The following is a 20,382-nucleotide window of genomic DNA, read 5'->3' on the forward strand; positions in this document are numbered from 1 at the left end:
GTCATCTTGAACAGGAGATGAACGGTTTCTGCAACGTTCATCCAGTGCTTTGGTTCCCCCTGTTGCACTGCGGCAATGCTCGCCGGAACCCGCTGAAAAACCGGCGATTGCGCCAAAAGCGTCCGCAAACCGCGCTGGCCTTCATTCCCAAAGCGCCCGTCATGCTCTAAAGAGCTTGTCGACCGTTCGAGAGTGCGGCAGCGACGCGCGGCCGCAGGATCGGACACCATGAGGAAACGGGTCCGCAGACATGACTTCCGAGACTGAAAAGGCGACGCTGCGCATCGCGGTTGCGCAATTGAACCCGACCGTCGGCGATGTTGCCGGCAATCTCGCCAAGGCACGCGCCGCGCGCGAGGACGCCGCCCGGCAGGGCGCCGACCTGCTGCTTCTGACGGAGCTGTTCATCTCCGGCTATCCGCCGGAAGACCTCGTGCTGAAACCCGCCTTCCTCAAGGCCTGCCGCCGCGCGGTGGACGACCTCGCCAACGACACGGCCGACGGCGGTCCCGGCGTCATCATCGGCTTCCCGCGCCAGGACGAGACAGGGCGCTACAACGCCGTCGCCGTGCTCGATGGCGGCAAGGTGATCGCGGTGCGCGACAAGGTGGACCTGCCGAACTACGGCGAGTTCGACGAGAAGCGCGTCTTCGACCAGGGCGCCATGCCCGGCCCGGTCAATTTCCGCGGCGTGCGCCTCGGAATTCCGATCTGCGAGGACATCTGGGGCGAACTTGGCGTCTGCGAGACCCTTGCCGAAAGCGGTGCCGAAATCCTGCTGTCGCCGAACGGCTCGCCCTATTATCGCGCCAAGGTCGACGTGCGCCACCAGGTGGTGCTGAAGCAGGTCATCGAGACCGGGCTGCCGCTGCTCTATGCCAACCAGCTCGGCGGTCAGGACGAACTGGTGTTCGACGGTGCGAGCTTCGCCTTCAACACCGACAAGACGCTCGCCTTCCAGATGAGCCAGTTCGAGGAGACGATCGCGCTCACGACCTGGAAGAAGCGTGGCGACGGCTGGGTTTGCGACGGCGGGCCGATGTCGCGCATTCCCGAGCACGAGGAGGCGGATTACCGCGCCTGCCTGCTCGGCTTCCGCGACTACGTCAACAAGAACGGCTTCAAGAATGTCGTGCTCGGCCTGTCCGGCGGCATCGATTCGGCAATCTGCGCGGCCATCGCCGTGGATGCGCTGGGCGAGGAGCGGGTGCGCTGCATCATGCTGCCCTACCGCTATACGTCGAAGGATTCGCTGAAGGACGCGGCCGACTGCGCCAGAATGCTCGGCTGCCGCTATGACATCGTGCCGATCGAGGCGCCGGTGACCGGCTTCCTTTCCTCGCTTTCCGAGCTCTTCGAAGGCACGGAAGAGGGCATTACGGAAGAAAACCTGCAGAGCCGCACGCGTGGCACGATCCTGATGGCCGTCTCCAACAAGTTCGGCTCGATGGTCGTCACCACAGGCAACAAGTCGGAAATGTCGGTCGGCTACGCCACGCTCTACGGCGACATGAACGGCGGCTTCAATCCCATCAAGGACCTCTACAAGATGCAGGTCTACGCGCTGTCGCGCTGGCGCAACGCGCACACGCCGCCGGGCGCGCTCGGCCCGACGGGCGAGGTGATCCCGAAGAACATTATCGACAAGGCGCCGTCCGCCGAACTGCGCCCCAACCAGACCGACCAGGATTCGCTGCCGCCCTATCCGGTGCTCGACGACATCCTCGAATGCCTCGTCGAAAAAGAGATGAGCACCGAGGAGATCGTTTCGCGCGGCCATGACGAGGCGACCGTGCATCGCATCGAGCACCTGCTCTACATCGCCGAATACAAACGCCGCCAATCGGCGCCGGGCGTGAAAATCACCAAGAAGAATTTCGGCCGCGACCGCCGTTACCCGATCACCAACCGGTTCCGTGATCGGGGGTAGTGTTGCGTTAACCGCCGCACGCAAAAGGCGGCCCCGGCGATTGCCGAGAGGCCGGCTTTTGCTACTGTTATCGCAGATTTGCGAGAGCGGTGGCCATGACGGAACGAAGAGTTGCGCTTTTCATCGATGCGGAAAACCTGCCGGCATCGGCATCATCCGTCATTGTTGAAGAGGCCATGCGGCAGGGAAAGCTGAGCGAGCGCCGCATATACGGTGATTTTTCCCTGCCGGCTCTTGCACCTTGGCTCGGTGTCCTGCCGCGTCACGCGCTTTCGCCGTTTCAGACGGCGGGTGGTGCAATCGGCAAGAATGGTGCGGATATCGCGCTGGTCATCGACGCTATGGAAATGCTCTGCGATGACAGCGTGGATGTGTTCTGCCTGGCGACGTCCGATGGCGACTTCACACAACTGGCTATGCGCATACGCCAGCGGGGCAAGATTGCCGTGGGGATAGGCCGGGCCGCAGCCTCTGCCCGTTTTCGTGAAGCGTGCGATGTTTTCGAGGCTTTGCCTATCGTAACCGCCGAAAGGAAGCCCGTAACGGTCGCGGCACCGGTGAAAAAGAAACCGGCTACCGGCGCAGCCAAGGTGCCGGGGAAGCTGGAGCCCGTTTTGCTGAAGCGCGCCATGCTCGCCACGGCATCGCCCCAGGGCGGCTGGGTCACATTGCCGACCCTTATGAAGAGTTTGCAAGCATGCGTGCCATCCTTCAGCGTCAAAGCCTATGGACATCGCCAACTCCACAAGCTTCTTGCTTTTTCCGGCGTCGAACTGACAGCGGATCACAAGCAGGCGCGGTTGAAGGCGCCGGCATTGCGGAAGGTGGTCGATAACGGATAGACAAGTCAGAGCCGTCAAAATCCGGAAGCATTTTCCATGCGCAGTTCCGTCGAGATCCACAACATCGTCACAGGCGAAACGCGGATTGTCTGGCAGACGGAGCGGCTTGTCGAGGCGCCGAATTTTTCGCGGGATGGGCGTTTTCTCGTCATCAATGGGGATGGACTGCTCTATCGCCTTTCGCTCGATGGCGGCGAGCCGGTGCGGATCGACACGGGGTTTGCGACGCTCTGCAACAACGACCACGGGCTTTCGCCCGACGGCACATTGCTGGCGCTCAGCGACAAGGTGGAGTTCGGCAAGTCGGCGATCTATGTGTTGCCGGCGGAGGGTGGCACGCCGCGCCTGGTGACGCCGAACCTGCCGTCCTACTGGCACGGATGGTCGCCGGACGGGGCGACACTCTCGTATTGCGGCATTCGCAGCGACCTCTTCGATATCTACACGATCCCGGTCGCGGGCGGCGAGGAGCGGCGGCTGACATTTGGCGAAGGGCGCAATGACGGGCCGGATTATTCGGCGGACGGCGAATGGATCTATTTCAACTCCAGCCGCAGCGGCCGCATGCAGATCTGGCGGGTGCGGCCCGACGGTAGCGCAGCGACGCGCATCACCGACAGCCCCTATGGCGACTGGTTCCCGCATCCGTCGCCCGACGGCCGGCACCTGCTGGTGCTCTCCTATGACGGCGATGTCTTCGACCATCCGCGTGACCTTAACGTGCGCCTGCGCCTGATGGACATGGACGGCGGCAATGCGCGCGTCCTTTTCGAGCTTTTCGGCGGGCAGGGCACGATGAACGTGCCGAACTGGTCGCCGGACGGTGAAAGATTCGCCTTCGTGCGCTACGCGCCGGCCGGCTGATCTCCCCATAGGCGGTGAGCCCAAGTTAAGTTTTCGCTCACCAGCCCGCTTAAGCGATTTTTGCCGTCTTGCCTGTAGCTTTCGTTCAACAAGTCCGGAAAACGGGCGGGGGACAGGCAGGGGCAGAGATGACGGGCAAGGCGGAAGAAAGCCGCGCGACGCGGCGACGCGGTGTTGGTATGGCGATCCGGGCGGCGGCGATGATGATCGTCCTGCTGTTCGGGGCCGCCAACTATCTCGTGCTCGACCACGCGATCGAGCGGGCCGACAGTTTTGTCGTCGAGACGGAGCGCACGCTGGTGCGCAACGAGTTCAGCCACCAGATCGACCAGGTCGTGCAGTACCAGAGCCAGCTTTCCTTCTGGGACAAGAGTTTCAACGAGCTGGCAAACGGCATGCCGGGCGACGCCTTCGTGCGCGACCAGTTGCGCGACTGGATGTGGTCCGACTTCGGTTTCTCCTGGATGATCTTCGCCTCGCCGGACGGCGAGAAGGTGCTCGGCGTCTATCGCGGCGACAAGGTCTCCGAGAGCAAGGCGCGCGAAAAGCTGCATTGGGTGAGCGATCTCACCCGCAAGGCCGAGCGCAAGTACCGCGATGCGCTGTCGCCCGACCGCGGCGGCTGGCAGGTGGCGCGCGCCAAGGAGGACCCCGACCTGCTGACGCCGGCGCTGCCCGAAATCCACGTCACCGGCATGCGCCTCATCGACCGCGTCATGAGCATCGTGGTCGTGCAGGCCGTCATTCCGAAGTCGCTCTATATCCCGGCCCACCGGCTGGAGCCGACGCTGCTCATCACCGTCAAGCCGGTGTCGCACAAAATGCTGGCCAATGCCGAGCGGCGGCTCGGCGTGCACGATCTCGGCTTCACCCCTATCGTAACGCAGGAGCCGGGGCTGGTGATGACGCCGGTCGGCGCGGATGCCTACAATCCGATGGTCGCCTCCTGGCGGCCGAACATGCCGGGCTCCTTCGTCTGGCGCTCGGCTTTGCCGCAGATCGCGATGTTCGTGCTGGTCTTCGCCGGCGTCATGCTCTTCGTCACGCTGCGCTTCTCCGCGCTCGTCAGGGCGCTCCAGCGCAGCGAGGCGAAAAACGCCTTCCTGGCGCAACACGATACGCTGACCGGGCTGAAGAACCGCAGCGGTTTCGACGAAGAGGTGCGCCGCGCCATCCGCAAGGGCGAAAACAAGCCCTTCGCCATCCTCGCGCTCGACCTCGACAAGTTCAAGGCGGTCAACGACCGGCATGGCCATGCGGCCGGCGACGCCGTGCTCCAGGCCGTGGCCCGGCGGTTTTCCGATCGCATCGGCAAAGAGGGCTGCGTCGCGCGGCTCGGCGGCGACGAGTTTTCGGTGCTTCTCACCGGCGAACGGAGCTGCGAGGCGCTGCTGGAGCTTGCCGGCAGCCTCGTGCGCGATACGCAGGTGCCGATCGCCTATGACGGCCAGTTGCTCGTCATCGGCGGCAGCGCCGGCATCGCGCAGTTCCCGCAGCACGGCGGCTCCGTGCACGACGTGATGGTGATGGCGGATGCCGCGCTCTATGCCGCCAAGAACGCCGGCCGCAACCGCGCCGTTCATGCCGATCACGTCAGCCGGGACATCGTCATCGAGGCCGGCGAGGCGCACGCCGCCTAGCTCGTGCGAAAAATGCTTGCGGAACAAGCGGCTGGATGCACTCTCTGAGAGATCGAGTCATATCTTTCCGGGAGGTGCGTAAATGAGCAATGGAGCACGGCTGGACGGCAGGATCGCCGTCGTGACGGGTGGAACGCAGGGGCTGGGCGCGACGATCGCCCGGCTTTTTGCCGATCGGGGTGCGGCGGGGCTGGTCATTTGCGGCCGCAATGCCGCCAAGGGCGAGGCGAAGGCGCTCGAAATTTCCGGCGCAACGGGCGTGAAGACGCTCTATGTGCAGGCGGACCTCGAAAAGGTCGAGGATGCGCGCGCGGTCATCGCAGCCTGCGACAAGGCCTTCGGCCGGATCGACGCGCTGGTGAACGCCGCCGCCATCACCGATCGCGGCACGATCCTCGACACCAGCCCGGAACTCTTCGACCGCATGTTCGCGGTCAATGTGCGAGCGCCCTTCTTCCTGATGCAGGAGGCGATTGCGGTGATGCGGCGCGAGAAGACCGAGGGCACCATCGTCAATATCGGCTCGATGTCCGCCAAGGCCGGCCAGCCCTTCATCTCCGCCTATTGCGCCTCCAAGGGCGCGCTGGAGACGCTGACCAAGAACACGGCCTATGCCGTGCTTCGCAACCGCATCCGCGTCAACGGCCTCAATATCGGCTGGATGGCCTCGGAAGGCGAGGACCGTATCCAGCGCGAATTCCACGGGGCGGCCGACGACTGGCTGGCGAAGGCGGCGGCGAGCCAGCCCTTCGGCCGGCTGGTCGATCCGGCGGAGGTGGCGCGCGCCTGCGCCTATCTGTCTTCGGCAGAGTCCGGCCTGATGACGGGGTCGGTGATCTGCTTCGACCAGTCGATCTGGGGCGCCTATGACGGCTCGCCCCATCCGGTCGCGCCGCTCTGAGGCGCTGACAGGCCGGCATGCGGCGCGGGCAGGCTTGATCGCGCCGCCAAGCCATGCGCATATCGTTTCCGTCAGGTGCCTGCCATTGGCAGGAGAATCGGGAATCCGGTGCGGGCGAGAGCCTCAAGTCCGGAACGTGCCCAGCGCTGTGACGGGGATGGTTTGCATCGTAAAAGCTTGAATCGATTCAAGCTTTTGCCACTGGTTGTTCAACCGGGAAGGCAGGTGCGGATCGCGTGACCCGAAGTCAGAAGACCGGCCTGGCAAGATGGACCGACCCGCGCGGACGGCGGAAGGTTTTGCGCATTGTTGGGGAGATGACGATGCGAGCCGAACCGTGCGACCCTCTGGTCGGGGCGGGCGCCTTTTCCAGCGAGGACAAGGCCGCCGTCTACCATGCCATCGAAACGCGCCGCGACGTGCGCGACCAGTTCCTGCCCGATCCACTGCCGGATGATCTCGTGGGCCGCCTGCTGCACGCCGCCCACAGCGCGCCCTCGGTCGGCTTCATGCAGCCGTGGAATTTTCTGCTGGTGCGCAGCGAGGCGACCCGGCGTGCGGTGCATGCCGCCTTCCTCAAGGCCAATGCCGAGGCGGCGGCGATGTTCGACGGTGAGCGACAGGCGCAATATCGGGCGCTGAAGCTGGAAGGCATCCTCAAGGCGCCGCTGTCGATCTGCGTCACCTGCGACCCGACGCGCGGCGGCACCGTCGTTCTGGGGCGCACGCACAATCCGCGCATGGACGTCTATTCCACGGTCTGCGCCGTGCAAAACCTCTGGCTTGCGGCGCGGGCGGAAGGGGTGGGCGTCGGCTGGGTCAGCATCTTCCATGATAGCGACATCCGCAACATCCTCGGCATTCCCGTGCATGTCGAGATCGTCGCCTGGCTCTGCGTCGGCCTTGTCGACCGGCTTTACGCCGAACCGGAGCTTGCGGTGAAGGGTTGGCGCCAGCGCCTGCCGCTGGAGGACCTTGTGTTCGAGGAGCGCTGGCCGGAGGCAGGCGTCAGTTGACGCCGGCATCGGCCGGGCGGCCGAGGTCGATGGCGGATTCGTTGGCCGGCAGGAAGACCGGGCCGACCGTGCGCACCTTGCTTTTCGCCGGGTCGTAATCGCGATCTTCGACCTTTGCCGGCAGCTTGACCGGCGTCTCGTCCTTCTTCGGCAGGGTGCGGATGGTGGTGATCGAGCCGCCTTGCTCGTCATCATCCCTGCCGGTGCTCGCCGTCTCGCTGCCCTTCAGCGCCTTTTCGCGCTTGATCATCTCCTGGTAATAGGCGGAGAGATTGCAGCCGCAGGCGCCGGGCTTGGAGAGGTCGCGCGTGCGATAGGAGAAGGCATTCGGCATTTCGTAATAGGGCCGGCCGGTGACCGTCGAGGTCATCTGCTCGGTTTCCTGGCCGTTCGTCATCGACTGGTAGAACAGTTCGGTCTGCGTCTCGGGGCACATCATCGCGCAGACCTGCTGGTCGCGGCGGAAATCGAGCGGGGTTGCGCCCGACGAGATCGGAAAGAAGCCGCCATCGCAGGTGCGCACGCAGACGGTGCGCAGGTTGCCATGGCCGAAACCGCCGCCGAGCGAGCGCAGTTGCAGGCGCTCGCTGCCCTCCGGCGCGGTGCCGAGCGGCAGGGTACGTTTTTCATCGAGCGTGCGCAGCGTTTCGGTCGCCGCGATCGGCACCACCTTCGCGTCGTCGTTGCAGCCGTTGTTTGCGAGCCGCGCTATCAGGCGGTTGCGTTTGCCCTGCGACGAGGTGCCGCCGGCATATTCGCGGCGCTTCTTGTCGAGGATGTCGAGGTTGCGCTCCATCTTGCCGATGACCGTCGAGAGCGTGTCGCAGGCCGCCGCATTGGCGCCGCCGACGACGATGATGCTGCCGCCGGAGCAGCCGAGCCGGCGCTGGTCGCTCTTTGCCTTGCGAAGCTGGATGTTCTGGCGGGCGATGGCGCCGGCATATTTGCGGGCGCTCGCCGTATCCACCACCACCTTGGGCAGGTTCGCAAGCTCCGCCTGGATCTGCTCGCACACCGCCGCCGCCGCCGTGCCGCCCGAAAAGAGGAGCGGCAAGCCGGTCGCAACGGCAAACAGAAGGCGGGTCCATCCTTTCAAAATCATCGATCCTGTGAAACTGTCGGGCCGCAATCCGGCCGCCTATGTCTCTCCTATCATAGGCTGCATGAAGGGAAGCGCAACGTGCTCCCGCATTTGTGATTAATGCGCGGGAGAAAATATGAGTTATGTATTCATCTTTTTGCGCACCGCGCGCAATTGATCTCGTCCGGGGCTTGGTGTAGCACTCTCGGCAAATACAACAGCCGATATGCGCCGATCGTCGCGCAGCCGCCCTTGAGCGGAAAACCGGCGCTTCCACAGGCAGGTGAATATGCGGATCTCGTCAGTCTTGCTCAGCCCTTTCTACGCGCTCCAGCTCGCATCCGGCGCAAAATCCTTCGCCGACAATCCCATCATCGGCAGCAAGTGGCTGAACCGGAAGGGCTTGCATGAAAAGCGCGTCTCGCTTGCCATGCGCATGGCCGCCTGGCGCCGCACCAAGCTGGCAAAGCTCGTCGCCCCCGAATACCGCCGGCAATATGCCGAAAACGGCTTCGTGAAGATCGAAGACTTTTTGTCGCCCGAGGTCTTTGCCGCCGTCACCCGCGAGATCGCCGAGCGCGACTTCGAGCGCTACGACATGCTGCAGGGCGAGACCGTCACCCGCCGCGCCATCATCGACGACAGCGATCTCGAAAGCCTGCCGGGCTTCAAGGCGGCGCGCAACGATCCGCGCGTCACCAACCTGCTGCGCTACGTCTCCTCGCATGACGGCAAGCCGCTGCTGGTCGTCCAGATCGTCATGGCGCTGCCGTCGGTCATCACGCAGGGCTCGACGGACCCGCAGACCGCCTTGCACAGCGACACGTTCCAGCCGACCGCCAAGGCCTGGCTGTTCCTGCGCGATGTCGGCGAGGAGGACGGCCCGTTCTCCTACGTGCCGGGCTCGCATGAGATGACGCCGCAGCGCCTCGCCTGGGAGCGCGGCATCAGCGAGAATGCCGATTCCATCGAGAACAAATATTCCGCCCGCGGCTCGCTCCGCGTCATGCCGGATGAACTTCCGGCGCTCGGTTACGGCCAGCCGGTCAAGATGACCGTCAAGGCCAACACGCTGATCGTCGCCGATACGCACGGCTTTCACGCCCGCAGCCCGAGCTACAAGACGACGACGCGCATCGAGATCTACGGGTCGCTGCGCCGCAACCCGTTCCTGCCGTTCACCGGCCTGCACATCGCCTCGCTGCCCTTCATCGCGTCGGGCATGAACCGGCTGATCATCAATGCGATGGGTTTCCGCGCCAAGCTCGGCCTCAAGGGTTCGCCCTGGAAGGATGCCGGTAAGGGCAAGGCCGACGAATGGTCGAAGCGCCTGAAACAGCCTTCGGCCTGATCGTTCGAATAGCCTTGCCTTAGAGTTGTCAGGGAAAAGTGGGAACCGGTTTTCCCGAAAAGACAAACGAAAACAAAAGAAACTGGAGTATGTCTGGTTCAGTCTGAACCAGACATACTCCAGCAGTCAGCCGGACATCGGTTGCTCGGCGTCAGGCGCGGCCGAAGCGTTCGATGACCTCGGCGAGCGGCACATGGCCCTTGAACGCGCCGGAGCCGGCAGGGGTTTTACCGTCTTCCAGGGCCGTGGCAAAGCGTACCGCCGGTTTCGCCTCCAGCTTGCGGCGGACGGCCTCGATGCGTGGCCAGCGGCTTGCCGGCGCCACCTCGTGGTAGTCGAGCCAGCGGGCGACGCCGATCAGCACGCCGTCTGCGAGGGTGGGACGGTCGCCGACGAGGTAGGGCGTGTCGCCGAGCAGGGCTTCGAGCTTGTCGTGCCGCTCGATGACGGCCTTGCGGCCCCATGTCCGCAGCGATTGCTGCAACACCGGGTCCGGCGTCTCCATTTCGAGCGCCGCCCAGAGCGGGCTGAAGGCGCCGGTGAAGCCGGTGTTGAGATAGGCCATCAACTGGTGCATGCGGTCGGCCTCGGGCGAGGTCGGGTCGAAGCTGATGCGTCGTTCCGTATCGCGGGCGGCGAACCAGTGGGCGATCGCCATGGTTTCGGTGACGACGCGGCCGTCGTCGGTGACGAGCGCCGGTGTTTCATGCCGGGCGTTGAGGCGGGCATAGGATGGGTCGCGCATTTCGCCCAGCATGTCGACGCGGCAGAGCCTGTAGGGCTTGCCGAGCCATTCGAGGGCGGCGACGAGGCCCATGGAGCTTCCGGCAGGGAAGCCGTAGATGAGGATCGGTTCCAATGGTGTTCTCCGTGATTTCTGTTGACCACGCTGCGCAGCGACACTGGACCTAAGTGCTCTCCACCCCCATGTAAATTACGCACATTTTTGTCACCACGCCGGAGCCCGTCATGAAGGATCTCGTTTCCCGTTGCCCGATCGAGGAGGTCATGCAGGTGCTGAGCGGCCGCTGGCCGACGCTCTTGATCTACTATCTGAAGGACGGCACGAAGCGCTTCAGCGACCTGCGCCGCGACAATCCCACGGTTTCGCACCGCATCCTGACGCTCGAACTGCGCAAGCTGGAAAAGGCCGGAATCGTCGGGCGCACCGTCTTCGACGGCTATCCGCTGCGCGTCGAATACGACCTGACGCCCGCCGGCCACACGCTGATGCCGCTGGTCGATGCGCTTGGCGACTGGTGGGAGGAGCACGACGCGGCGCGCCCGGCCGCGCAAACGAAAACGGCCGCCCAGGCGGCGGCCGTTTCGTAAAGCGCAAGGATTTCCGATCAGACGGGGTAGGAGGCTTCCACCACGGCAAGTGCTGCCATGTTGACGACGCCGCGCGAGGTGGCGGACGGCGACAGGATATGGGCGGGAAGCGCGGCGCCGAGCAGGATCGGGCCAACATGCAGCGAGTCCGTCATGGTCTTGACCACGCCGAGCGTGATGTTGGCGGCGTCGAGGTTCGGGAAGACGAGCAGGTTGGCTTCGCCGGTCAGCGTCGAATCCGGCATGACGCGCTGGCGCAGAATTTCGGAAATGGCGGCGTCGCCGTGCATTTCGCCGTCCGCTTCCAGCGTCGGGTCCATGTCGCGCACCAGCGCCATGGCTTTGCGCATCTTGAAGGCGCTTTCCGAATCGCGCGACCCGAAATTCGAATGCGAGACGAGGGCGGCGCGCGGCGTGATGCCGAAGCGGCGGATTTCCTGCGCGGCCATCACCGTCATCTGCGCCACTTCAGCGGCGGTCGGCTCGCAGGTGACGTAGGTGTCGGTGAAGAAGGTCGCGCCGCGCTGCGAGATCAGCAGGCTCAGCGCGGAGAAATTCAGCACGCCGCCCTTCTTGCCGATGATCTGGCTGACATCGCGCATGTGGCGGGCATAACGCCCTTCGACGCCGCAGATCAGCGCATCGGCCTCGCCGCGCTTGACGGCAAGCGCACCGATCACCGTCTGGTTCGTGCGCACGATGGTGCGGGCGGCCTCCGGGATGACGCCCTTGCGGCCGACGATGCGGAAATAGTCGTCGACGTAGTCACGGAAGCGCGGATCGTCTTCCGGGTTCACCACCTCGAAATCCACATGCGGGCGCACGCGCAGGCCGTAGCGCTTCAGGCGCGTCTCGATGATGTGCGGGCGGCCGATGAGGATCGGCTTGGCGATCTCCTCCTCCAGCAGCACCTGGGCGGCGCGCAGCACGCGCTCGTCCTCGCCCTCGGCAAAGATCACGCGCTTCTTGGCGGCATTCTTCGCGGCGGTGAAGATCGGCTTCATGATGAAGCCGGAGCGCCAGACGAAGCGGTTGAGCTGGTCGAGATAGGCGTCGAAATCGGTGATCGGGCGCGTCGCGACGCCGGTCTCCGCCGCCGCGCGTGCCACGGCCGGCGCGATGCGCAGGATGAGGCGCTGGTCGAAGGGCGAGGGGATCAGGTAGTTCGGGCCGAAACTCGGCGTGTCGCCGGAATAGGCGCGCGCGGCGACGTCGGACACTTCCTCGCGGGCGAGCGCTGCGATGGCGCGCACGGCGGCCATCTTCATCTCCTCGTTGATTGTGCGCGCGCCGCAATCGAGCGCGCCGCGGAAGATGTAGGGGAAGCAGAGGACGTTGTTGACCTGGTTGGGGAAGTCCGAGCGGCCGGTGCAGATCATGGCGTCAGGCCTTGCGGCGCGCGCCTCTTCCGGCATGATTTCCGGCGTCGGGTTGGCGAGCGCCATGATCAGCGGGCGCTCGGCCATGCGGGCCAGCAGTTCCGGCTTCAGCACGCCGGCGGCCGAAAGGCCGAGGAAAACGTCGGCGCCGTCGATCGATTCGGAGAGCTGGCGCTTGTCGCTCTCCTGTGCGTAGACGGACTTCCACTGGTCCATCAGCGCTTCGCGGCCCTTGTAGACGAGGCCCTCGATGTCGTGCACCCAGATGTTTTCCACCTTCGCGCCGAGCACGACGAGCTGGTTGAGGCAGGCGAGTGCGGCGGCACCGGCACCCGAGGCGACGATCTTCGCCTCATGCAGCGACTTGCCGGCAAGCTCCAGGCCGTTCAGCACCGCGGCCGCGACGATGATCGCCGTGCCGTGCTGGTCGTCGTGGAAGACGGGGATGTCCATCTTCTCGCGCAGCTGGCGCTCGACTTCGAAACATTCCGGCGCCTTGATATCCTCGAGGTTGATGCCGCCGAAGGTCGGCTCAAGTGCTGAAACGACATTGACCATCTCGTCGACGGTCGGCGCGTCGATCTCGATGTCGAAGACGTCGATGCCGGCGAATTTCTTGAAGAGCACCGCCTTGCCCTCCATCACCGGCTTGGAGGCGAGCGGGCCGATATTGCCGAGCCCGAGCACGGCCGTGCCGTTCGAGACGACGGCGACGAGGTTGGCACGGGCCGTATAGTCGGCTGCCGTGCTCGGGTCGTCGCGAATGGCGAGACAGGGGGCGGCGACGCCGGGCGAATAGGCAAGCGCCAGGTCGCGCTGGTTTCCGAGTGGCTTGGTGGGCGTGATCTCGAGCTTGCCGGGGCGGGGATGGCGGTGGAAGAAGAGGGCCTGCTGGTCGATGTCGCCGCTTGCGGGGCCGTCCTGCGTCCTCGATTTATCACCCGTGCTCATGATGCTCCCTGCCATATGCTGTTTTCGTTGCGGCCATACGTGACACAAATCCGCCGCCGCGTGAAGTTTTCGGAACATTCCATAAAGCCGCAATCGACAGCTGGCGCAATGCCTATTTGCGGACCGAAAATGCATAGGTGTGTCATCAATTTGAAACAGGAGTCTGATTTTCAACGGAGCCAAAGCCGTCCGTCATGAAGATGCTCGCGGCGGCCGGCCACCCGGAGAAAAACGCATGACTGCGACCCTCGCCGACCCGAATGTCCGCCACTTCCGCACGCTGTTCATCTCGGATGTGCATCTGGGATCGAAAGCGGCCAAGGCGGATTTTTTGATCGATTTCCTGCGGCACCATGAAGCGGAGACGATCGTGCTCGTCGGCGACATCGTCGACGGCTGGCGCCTCAAGCGCAACTGGTACTGGCCCCAGGCCTTCAATGATGTCACGCAAAAACTCCTGCGCAAGGCGCGCAAGGGCACGCGCATCATCTACATCCCCGGCAACCACGACGAATTCCTCCGCGAATTCCCCGGCACGCATTTCGGCGGCGTCGAGGTCGCCCAGCGCATCATCCATGAAGGCGCAGACGGCAAGCGCTACCTCGTGCTGCATGGCGACGAGTTCGACGTCGTGGTGCGCCATGCCCGCGTCGTCGCCTATCTCGGCGACTGGGCCTATGATGCCGCCATCGCCATCAACGTCGTCTTCGCCGCGGTGCGCCGCAGGCTCGGGCTGCCCTACTGGTCGTTCTCCTCCTGGGCCAAGCAGCAGGTGAAATCGGCGGTCAACTTCATCGGCGAGTTCCAGAAGGTCGTCGTCGAGGAAGCGCGCCGCAACGATGCCGACGGCGTCATCTGCGGCCACATCCACCACGCCGTGATCACCGAGATCGACGGCATCCGCTACATCAACAGCGGCGACTGGGTGGAAAGCTGCACGGCGATCGCCGAGCACCATGATGGCGAGATGGAACTGATCACCTGGCAGAAGATTTCGACCGGGACGGTGCCGGTCGCGCTCGCGACGCGCAGCATCGGCGCCGTCACGACCGCGAGCGCCGAGGCCGCCTAGGACCAATCGACATTCAGCCCATGCCGGCCTGCAAATGGCGATTTTCCCCGCTTCCGGTGCTCACGTACCGAAAGTACGCTGCGCTCCGGATCACGGAAACTCACCATTTTCGGCACGGCCTGGGCTGAATGTCGATTGATCCTAGCGCGGCCCCGGGTCGTGGCCGAATTCGGCGGCGGGGATGTGCGGTAGAAATAGCGGATTGGCGTACGTACATCGGCGTGCTAGAGCCCGGAGCGTCTCCCAACGCAGGTTTCCCGCCAATGACTGCCCCTTCCGGGTTTACCGTGACATCCGGCGCGCCGCCGTTCTTCGCCGCGCGCATCGCCCTCGTTTTCTGCGCGCCGATGATGGTCAACGGCATTGCGCTGCCGTTCTTTCCGGTCTGGCTCGAAACCCTGTCGATGAGCGATTTCCAGATCGGCATCGTGCTGGCCGTGCCGTTGTTCGTGCGCGTCTTCACGGCGCCGGTGGCCGGCATCATCGCGGACCGGATCGGCGAGCGTTCGATCGTGCTGATCTGGTCGGCGCTGCTTTCGCTTGCGACGGCGGTCGCGCTCTTTGCCACCGGCTCCTTCTGGCCGGTGCTGCTCATCTACACGCTGCAAGGTGCCGTCTATTCGCCCTATGTGCCGATCACCGAGGCGATCATGCTGTCCGGGGTGCGGCGCTGGAATTTCGACTATGGCAAGATGCGACTCTGGGGCTCGCTCGCCTTCATCGTCGCCACGATGATCGGCGGCTGGCTTGCCGGCCTCTATGGCGGCGCCATGGTGCTGCCGGCGATGGCGGCGGCTTTCGTGTTGACGGTGCTCGGCGCCGTGATCGCGCCCAGGATCGGCAAGCCGCGCCGGCCGTCGCCCATCACTGCGATTGCCGAAGTGCCGCGAACGAGCACGTTGCGCCAGCGGGACGTGCAGCTCATGCTGATCGGCGTCTCGCTGGTCAATGCCAGCCATGCCATGCTCTTCGCCTTTTCGGCGATCTACTGGCAGAAGCTGGGGTTCAGCGGCGTGGATGTCGGCATCCTGTGGAGCGCCGGCGTGCTGGCCGAGGTGGTTTTCTTCCTCTTTGCCGTCCAGCTGAGGCGACGCTTCAACCTGTGGTCCATGATGATCTTCGGCAGTACGGTCGCCGTCGGGCGCTGGATCCTCTTTCCGATGGAAATGTCCTTCGCCGGCTACTTCATGCTGCAATGTCTGCACGCCTTCACCTATGCGATCATCCATATGAGCGTGCAGAGCCGGCTGGTGGAGCGCGTGGCGGAAGAGCAGGAGGCGGCGGCGCAGGGGCTCTATTTCTTCTACACCGGCATTTTCACGGCGCTTGCCACCTTCCTGTCGGGCTACGCATTCAGTTGGTACGGCGTGCAGGGTTTCTACCTGATGTCGCTCGTCGCCGCCGCCGGCCTCGTCTCGGTCATTGCCGGCCGGCTCGTCGCGCCGCGTATTCAGCCCCAGAGCGTGGCTTCCGGCGGATAGACGGAGGAACCTTCGTAGTGCAGGCCGGGCTCCCGGTCGCGCGCCAGCAGCAGCGGGCCGTCAAGATCGACGAAATCGGCGCCCTGCGCCAGCAAAACGGCCGGCGCCATGCCGAGCGAGGTGCCGACCATGCAGCCGACCATGATCTTGAGGCCATGCCGCTTTGCCGCCTCGCGCAGCGCCAGCGCCTCCGTCAGCCCGCCCGCCTTGTCGAGCTTGATGTTGATCGCGTCATAGCGGTCGACGAGGCTTGCCACGTCCTCGGTGCGGTGCACGCTCTCGTCGGCGCAGACGGGAATGGGGCGGGCGAGGCCGCGGAGCGCCGAATCATCGCCGGCCGGAAGCGGCTGTTCGACGAGGGCGATGCGCGCCTCGGCGCAGATCGAAAAATGATGCGCGAGGTTTGCCGTAGTCCAACCCTCGTTGGCATCGAGGATGATGGCGCTTTCGGGCGCCCCGGCGCGCACGGCGCGGATGCGCGCGGCATCGTCCGCCGTTCCGACCTTCACCTTCAGCAGCGCCCGCCAGGACTGTTCCGCCGCCTGCCGCTGCATCGCTTCCGGCTCGCCAAGCGAGAGCGTATAGGCCGTGACGAGCTTTTGCGGGGCGCTGGTATTGATCACCTGCCAGGTCGGCACGCCGGAGATTTTGGCTTCGAGGTCCCAGAGCGCGCAGTCCAGCGCGTTGCGCGCCGCACCGGCCGGCATGACCCGGGCGAGTTCCTCGCGGCCGATGCCGTCCTCGACGGCGCCGCGCATCTCTTCGATGGCGGCCAGCACGCCGGCGACCGATTCGCCGTAGCGTGCATAGGGCACGCATTCGCCCCGCCCGACGAGGCCCGAGGCGCCGATCGCGCAGGTCACCACCTCGGCCATCGTCTTCGCGCCGCGCGAAATCGTGAAGGTTCCGGCGATCGGGAAGGTTTCCGGGGTGGTGAACAGGGTGCGGTGCATTGTGTCGATCCTGGCATGGTCCCCGAAAAAATCGAGGCGTGGCGCGGCTTTTGCCGGTTCGTTCGGTGACAGAGGGGCGGCGAGCCGGTAAGACAGGCGCATGTTGTCCCCAGCACACGGGAAGATGCAAGAGACTTGACCGCCGCTGCCCGTTCCTCACTCGACATCGCGATCGAAAGCCTGCCCGATAACGGCGGGGAGATCTGGCGTCTCTCCGGCGAATGGGTGAATGTGAGCGCCGTTGCCGCCAGCAAGCGGCTCTCCGAGCTCGGCCGCGGGCAGGGCGGCGCGCTGGAAATCGACCTCAGCGGCGTCGCGGAGATGGATACGGCCGGTGCCTGGCTGCTGCGCCGCGCGATCGCCGAGCGGCAGGCCGGCGGCGCCGACGTGAGCCTCACCGATCGCGAGGGCGCCCACTATGCCGACCTGATCTCTGCCTTGCCAGAAAAGCTCGCCGAGCCCGGCGACGATGAAGGCGAGCGCAAGACGCTGTTCGAGCGCGTTTTCGAACCCGTCGGCCGCATCATGATGGATGTCTGGGACGACACGGTCGCGGCCATGTTCATTCTCGGCTCGGCCGTGCGCGGCGCCCAGCTGAAGCTCGGCCGCCAGAGCGGGCTGTCGCCGGCGGCGATCGTCCACCAGATCGACCGCATGGGCGTTCGCGCCGTGCCGATCATCCTGCTGATGTCCTTCCTGATCGGCGCGATCATCGCGCAGCAGGGCGCCTTCCAGCTTCGTTATTTCGGCGCGGAAGTCTTCGTCGTCGACCTTGTGGGCATTCTCCAGCTGCGCGAAATCGGCGTGCTGCTCACCGCCATCATGATCGCCGGCCGCTCCGGCAGTGCGATCACCGCCGAAATCGGCTCGATGAAGATGCGCGAGGAGATCGATGCGCTGAAGGTCATGGGCCTCAGCCCGATCGGCGTGCTGGTCTTCCCGCGGCTGGTGGCGCTGACGATTGCGCTGCCGCTCCTCACCATCATCGCCAATTTCGCGGCGCTCTTGGGGGCTGCCTTCGTCTCCTGGTCCTATTCGGGCATCACCTTCGATACGTTCCTGTCGCGACTGCGCGAGGCGATCGACCTTTCGACGATCGTTTCCGGCATGATCAAGGCGCCCTTCATGGCGCTGATCATCGGCATCGTGGCCTCCGTGGAAGGCCTGAAGGTCGGCGGCAGTGCCGAATCGCTCGGCCGCCACGTCACCGCCGCCGTTGTTAAGTCCATTTTCGTGGTCATCCTCGTCGACGGCCTCTTCGCCATGTTCTACGCCGCGATCGACTTCTAAGGATGCATATGAATTCGGCTTCGGCAAAACAGGACGACGTTGTGCTCTCGGTCAAGGACCTGACCGTCGGCTTCGGCAGCAATGTCGTGCTCGACGAGCTCAACCTCGATATCTATCGCGGCGAGATCCTCGGCTTCGTCGGCGCATCCGGCACCGGCAAGTCGGTGCTGATGCGCACCGTGCTGCGCCTGCTGCCGCGCCGCTCCGGTGCGATCCGCATCTTCGGCGTGGATTTCGACAAGGCCTCGGAAGAGGAGCGGCTGAGGCTCGACATGAAGCTCGGCGTGCTCTTCCAGCACGGCGCGCTGTTTTCGGCGCTGACGGTCAAGGAAAACATCCAGGTGCCGATGCGCGAATATCTCGACCTGCCGCAGGCGATGATGGATGAGCTGGCGCGGCTGAAGATCGAGCTCGTCGGCCTCGCGCCGGAAGCGGCGAACAAATATCCGTCCGAGCTTTCGGGCGGCATGATCAAGCGTGCGGCGCTGGCGCGCGCTCTGGCGCTCGATCCGGCTCTCGTGTTTCTGGACGAGCCGACATCCGGTCTCGACCCGATCGGGGCGGCGGAATTCGATGAGCTGATCGCCAAACTGCGCGACACCCTCGGCCTCACCGTGTATATGGTGACTCACGATCTCGACAGCCTGTTTTCGGTCTGCGACCGCATCGCTGTTCTCGGGAAGAAGAAAGTCATGGTCGAAGGCACGATCGAGGACATGCTGGCCTTTGACGATCAATGGGTGCAGTCCTATTTCCAGGGCAAACGCGCACGGTCGATCGTCCGGAAGGCGTGAAGGAGTTTCCGGGGCTTTTTACCCCGGTGGATGATATTGCGAGCAGGATAGCCGGAACGCATGGAAACCAAAGCCAACTACGCCCTCGTCGGTTTCTTTACCGTGCTCGTCATGGCCGCCGCCTTCGTCTTCGTCTACTGGATGTCGCAATATGGCCGCGGCGGCGAGATGGCGCAGCTGGCGATCCGCATTCCGGGTTCGGCAAACGGCCTCAGCATCGGCTCTCCGGTGCGCTTCAACGGTATTCCGGTCGGCTCCGTGAGGAGCCTCGCGATCGATGCCGAGGACCCGCGTTTCTCCGTCGCCATGACCGAAGTCTCGACCAGCGCGCCCGTCAAGAAGTCTACGACCGCGGTTCTGGAAGTGCAGGGGCTTACCGGTGCGGCCTATATCGAGCTTTCCGGCGGCGATGGTGGAGATGAAAACATCCTGCGCCAGGCCTTCGATACCGAGGTTCCGGCGGTTCTGAAGGCCGAGCAGTCGAGCGTGACGAACATTCTCTCGACCGCCGACAAGATCCTCAAGCGTGCCGACACCGCGATCACCGACATCCAGGGTTTCGTCGCCGATGCGCGCGGGCCGCTCACCACCACCATCCGCAATGCCGAGCAGTTTTCCGGCTCGCTCGCCCGCAACGGCGAGAAGATCGACGAATTCCTGCAAAGCGTCGGCGGCCTGTCGGAGACCTTCCGCAATCTTTCGGCCCGGCTCGATACGACGCTCGCCTCCGTCGACGACCTGATCAAGGCGGTCGACCCGAAGAAGGTCGAAGACTTCGTCAGCAATGTCGACAAGGTCAGCAAGGACATTGCGGCCGCCTCCGGCGACATCAAGACGACGGTCGAAGGCTTCCGCAAGACGGCCGAGACCTTCGACACGTTCGGCAAGCAGGCAAACGTGACGCTCGACAAGGTCGACGGCCTGATCGCCGCGGTCGATCCGCAGAAGGTCGGCGGCGCGATCGACAATATCTCGGTCGCGACCGCGGATGCGCGCAAGGCGATCGCTTCCGTGACGGGCGTCGCAGACCGTATCGGCGCGCGCGAAGAGGATATCGACCAGATCATCACCGACGTGCAGCAGATGTCGAACAAGCTGAACGCCGCCTCCACACGCGTCGACGGTGTGCTTGCCAAGCTCGACGGCTTCCTGGGCGAGGGCGATTCCGAATCGCTCTTCGCGGAGGCCAAGGCGACGCTGCAATCGATCAAGCAGGCGGCGGACACGCTGAACGGCCGCATCGGCCCGATCGCCGACGGGCTGCAACGCTTCTCCGGCTCCGGCCTGCGCGACGTCGAGGCGCTGGTGCTCGATACGCGGCGCACGATCCAGAATCTCGACAGCGCGATCTCCGGTTTCGAGCGCGATCCGCAGCGCCTGCTCTTCGGTGGCGAGACGGTCAAGCAGTATGACGGCCGCACAAGGCGTTGATTTCGCCCGCAAGTGTGGCCCTATCTCCACAATGGTTAACAGCCGGATGCCGGACGCGATTTTGTCCGCCCTCG

17 protein-coding genes and 1 riboswitch are annotated in these 20,382 nt (G+C 64.6%); of the genes, 13 read left to right on the forward strand and 4 right to left on the reverse strand.

Features of this window, described 5'->3' with window-relative positions; genetic code table 11:
- Positions 1-250: 250 nt before the first annotated feature.
- From VGN93_RS11750 to bluB, 6 genes are all read left to right on the forward strand, one after another.
- The gene (locus tag VGN93_RS11750; RefSeq protein WP_319321843.1) at positions 251-1,930 is read left to right on the forward strand and encodes an NAD+ synthase; all 1,680 of its coding nucleotides are present in this window, start codon (positions 251-253) and stop codon (positions 1,928-1,930) included.
- A gap of 95 nt (positions 1,931-2,025) precedes the next feature.
- Positions 2,026-2,772, forward strand: coding sequence for an NYN domain-containing protein (locus VGN93_RS11755; protein WP_327507626.1), 747 nt, complete (start codon positions 2,026-2,028; stop codon positions 2,770-2,772).
- A 36-nt stretch (positions 2,773-2,808) separates the two neighbouring features.
- Positions 2,809-3,636 carry a hypothetical protein gene (locus VGN93_RS11760; RefSeq protein WP_327507627.1) on the forward strand — a complete coding sequence of 276 codons (828 nt, stop codon included), beginning with the start codon at positions 2,809-2,811 and terminating at the stop codon, positions 3,634-3,636.
- 128 nt (positions 3,637-3,764) lie between these two features.
- Complete coding sequence (locus VGN93_RS11765; RefSeq protein WP_327507628.1) at positions 3,765-5,276, forward strand: diguanylate cyclase domain-containing protein; 1,512 nt, start codon at positions 3,765-3,767, stop codon at positions 5,274-5,276.
- 82 nt (positions 5,277-5,358) lie between these two features.
- Positions 5,359-6,177 carry an SDR family oxidoreductase gene (locus VGN93_RS11770; RefSeq protein ID WP_327507629.1) on the forward strand — a complete coding sequence of 273 codons (819 nt, stop codon included), beginning with the start codon at positions 5,359-5,361 and terminating at the stop codon, positions 6,175-6,177.
- A gap of 56 nt (positions 6,178-6,233) precedes the next feature.
- A riboswitch (cobalamin riboswitch) is annotated at positions 6,234-6,455 on the forward strand.
- 45 nt (positions 6,456-6,500) lie between these two features.
- Positions 6,501-7,193: a 5,6-dimethylbenzimidazole synthase gene (gene bluB / locus VGN93_RS11775; protein ID WP_327507630.1), complete on the forward strand. Its 693-nt coding sequence runs from the start codon at positions 6,501-6,503 to the stop codon at positions 7,191-7,193.
- Here the strand turns inward: bluB and VGN93_RS11780 are convergent.
- Positions 7,186-8,289, reverse strand: coding sequence for a DUF2865 domain-containing protein (locus tag VGN93_RS11780; RefSeq protein WP_327507631.1), 1,104 nt, complete (start codon positions 8,287-8,289; stop codon positions 7,186-7,188). The two genes, bluB and VGN93_RS11780, sit on opposite strands and share 8 nt — an antisense overlap.
- Positions 8,290-8,581: 292 nt before the next feature.
- Between VGN93_RS11780 and VGN93_RS11785 the strand changes: the two genes are divergently transcribed.
- Entirely contained in the window at positions 8,582-9,625 is a 1,044-nt protein-coding gene (locus VGN93_RS11785) for a phytanoyl-CoA dioxygenase family protein (protein WP_327507632.1), read from the forward strand.
- A 151-nt stretch (positions 9,626-9,776) separates the two neighbouring features.
- On the opposite strand, the gene VGN93_RS11790 is transcribed toward VGN93_RS11785, so the two are convergent.
- Entirely contained in the window at positions 9,777-10,484 is a 708-nt protein-coding gene (locus tag VGN93_RS11790; RefSeq protein ID WP_327507633.1) for a glutathione S-transferase family protein, read from the reverse strand.
- A 110-nt stretch (positions 10,485-10,594) separates the two neighbouring features.
- On the opposite strand from VGN93_RS11790, the gene VGN93_RS11795 reads away from it, so the two are divergent.
- Positions 10,595-10,957 (forward strand): helix-turn-helix domain-containing protein, encoded by a 363-nt coding sequence (locus VGN93_RS11795; RefSeq protein WP_327507634.1) that lies wholly within the window; start codon positions 10,595-10,597, stop codon positions 10,955-10,957.
- 17 nt (positions 10,958-10,974) lie between these two features.
- On the opposite strand, the gene VGN93_RS11800 is transcribed toward VGN93_RS11795, so the two are convergent.
- Positions 10,975-13,287 (reverse strand): NADP-dependent malic enzyme, encoded by a 2,313-nt coding sequence (locus tag VGN93_RS11800; RefSeq protein ID WP_327507635.1) that lies wholly within the window; start codon positions 13,285-13,287, stop codon positions 10,975-10,977.
- 235 nt (positions 13,288-13,522) lie between these two features.
- Between VGN93_RS11800 and VGN93_RS11805 the strand changes: the two genes are divergently transcribed.
- Together VGN93_RS11805 and VGN93_RS11810 are read left to right on the forward strand one after the other, a co-directional pair.
- Positions 13,523-14,359, forward strand: a complete 837-nt coding sequence (locus VGN93_RS11805) for a UDP-2,3-diacylglucosamine diphosphatase (RefSeq protein WP_327507636.1) — start codon at positions 13,523-13,525, stop codon at positions 14,357-14,359.
- Between the two features lie 263 nt (positions 14,360-14,622).
- The gene (locus VGN93_RS11810) at positions 14,623-15,840 is read left to right on the forward strand and encodes an MFS transporter (protein ID WP_327507637.1); all 1,218 of its coding nucleotides are present in this window, start codon (positions 14,623-14,625) and stop codon (positions 15,838-15,840) included.
- Here the strand turns inward: VGN93_RS11810 and dgcA are convergent.
- Complete coding sequence (gene dgcA / locus VGN93_RS11815; protein ID WP_327507638.1) at positions 15,810-16,793, reverse strand: N-acetyl-D-Glu racemase DgcA; 984 nt, start codon at positions 16,791-16,793, stop codon at positions 15,810-15,812. The two genes, VGN93_RS11810 and dgcA, sit on opposite strands and share 31 nt — an antisense overlap.
- Before the next feature lie 135 nt (positions 16,794-16,928).
- On the opposite strand from dgcA, the gene VGN93_RS11820 reads away from it, so the two are divergent.
- Genes VGN93_RS11820 through VGN93_RS11830 form a run of 3 tightly spaced genes read left to right on the forward strand, consistent with a single transcriptional unit; the run spans position 16,929 to position 20,308 of the window.
- Entirely contained in the window at positions 16,929-18,083 is a 1,155-nt protein-coding gene (locus VGN93_RS11820) for an ABC transporter permease (RefSeq protein WP_414714085.1), read from the forward strand.
- 8 nt (positions 18,084-18,091) lie between these two features.
- Complete coding sequence (locus VGN93_RS11825) at positions 18,092-18,877, forward strand: ABC transporter ATP-binding protein (RefSeq protein WP_319321802.1); 786 nt, start codon at positions 18,092-18,094, stop codon at positions 18,875-18,877.
- Positions 18,878-18,937: 60 nt separating this feature from the next.
- Positions 18,938-20,308, forward strand: a complete 1,371-nt coding sequence (locus tag VGN93_RS11830; protein ID WP_327507639.1) for an MlaD family protein — start codon at positions 18,938-18,940, stop codon at positions 20,306-20,308.
- Positions 20,309-20,382 lie beyond the last annotated feature (74 nt).

It is taken from the genome of Shinella sp., assembly GCF_035998705.1.
Classification (GTDB): Bacteria; Pseudomonadota; Alphaproteobacteria; order Rhizobiales; family Rhizobiaceae; genus Shinella.

Excerpts from the sequence above, each read along its gene's own strand:
- VGN93_RS11750 (WP_319321843.1), top strand. The coding sequence starts at position 251 with ATGACTTCCGAGACTGAAAAGGCGACGCTGCGCATCGCGGTTGCGCAA.
- VGN93_RS11755 (WP_327507626.1), top strand. The coding sequence starts at position 2,026 with ATGACGGAACGAAGAGTTGCGCTTTTCATCGATGCGGAAAACCTGCCG.
- VGN93_RS11760 (WP_327507627.1), top strand. The coding sequence starts at position 2,809 with ATGCGCAGTTCCGTCGAGATCCACAACATCGTCACAGGCGAAACGCGG.
- VGN93_RS11765 (WP_327507628.1), top strand. The coding sequence starts at position 3,765 with ATGACGGGCAAGGCGGAAGAAAGCCGCGCGACGCGGCGACGCGGTGTT.
- VGN93_RS11770 (WP_327507629.1), top strand. The coding sequence starts at position 5,359 with ATGAGCAATGGAGCACGGCTGGACGGCAGGATCGCCGTCGTGACGGGT.
- bluB (WP_327507630.1), top strand. The coding sequence starts at position 6,501 with ATGCGAGCCGAACCGTGCGACCCTCTGGTCGGGGCGGGCGCCTTTTCC.
- VGN93_RS11795 (WP_327507634.1), top strand. The coding sequence starts at position 10,595 with ATGAAGGATCTCGTTTCCCGTTGCCCGATCGAGGAGGTCATGCAGGTG.
- VGN93_RS11800 (WP_327507635.1), bottom strand. The coding sequence starts at position 13,287 with ATGAGCACGGGTGATAAATCGAGGACGCAGGACGGCCCCGCAAGCGGC.
- VGN93_RS11805 (WP_327507636.1), top strand. The coding sequence starts at position 13,523 with ATGACTGCGACCCTCGCCGACCCGAATGTCCGCCACTTCCGCACGCTG.
- VGN93_RS11810 (WP_327507637.1), top strand. The coding sequence starts at position 14,623 with ATGACTGCCCCTTCCGGGTTTACCGTGACATCCGGCGCGCCGCCGTTC.
- dgcA (WP_327507638.1), bottom strand. The coding sequence starts at position 16,793 with ATGCACCGCACCCTGTTCACCACCCCGGAAACCTTCCCGATCGCCGGA.
- VGN93_RS11825 (WP_319321802.1), top strand. The coding sequence starts at position 18,092 with ATGAATTCGGCTTCGGCAAAACAGGACGACGTTGTGCTCTCGGTCAAG.
- VGN93_RS11830 (WP_327507639.1), top strand. The coding sequence starts at position 18,938 with ATGGAAACCAAAGCCAACTACGCCCTCGTCGGTTTCTTTACCGTGCTC.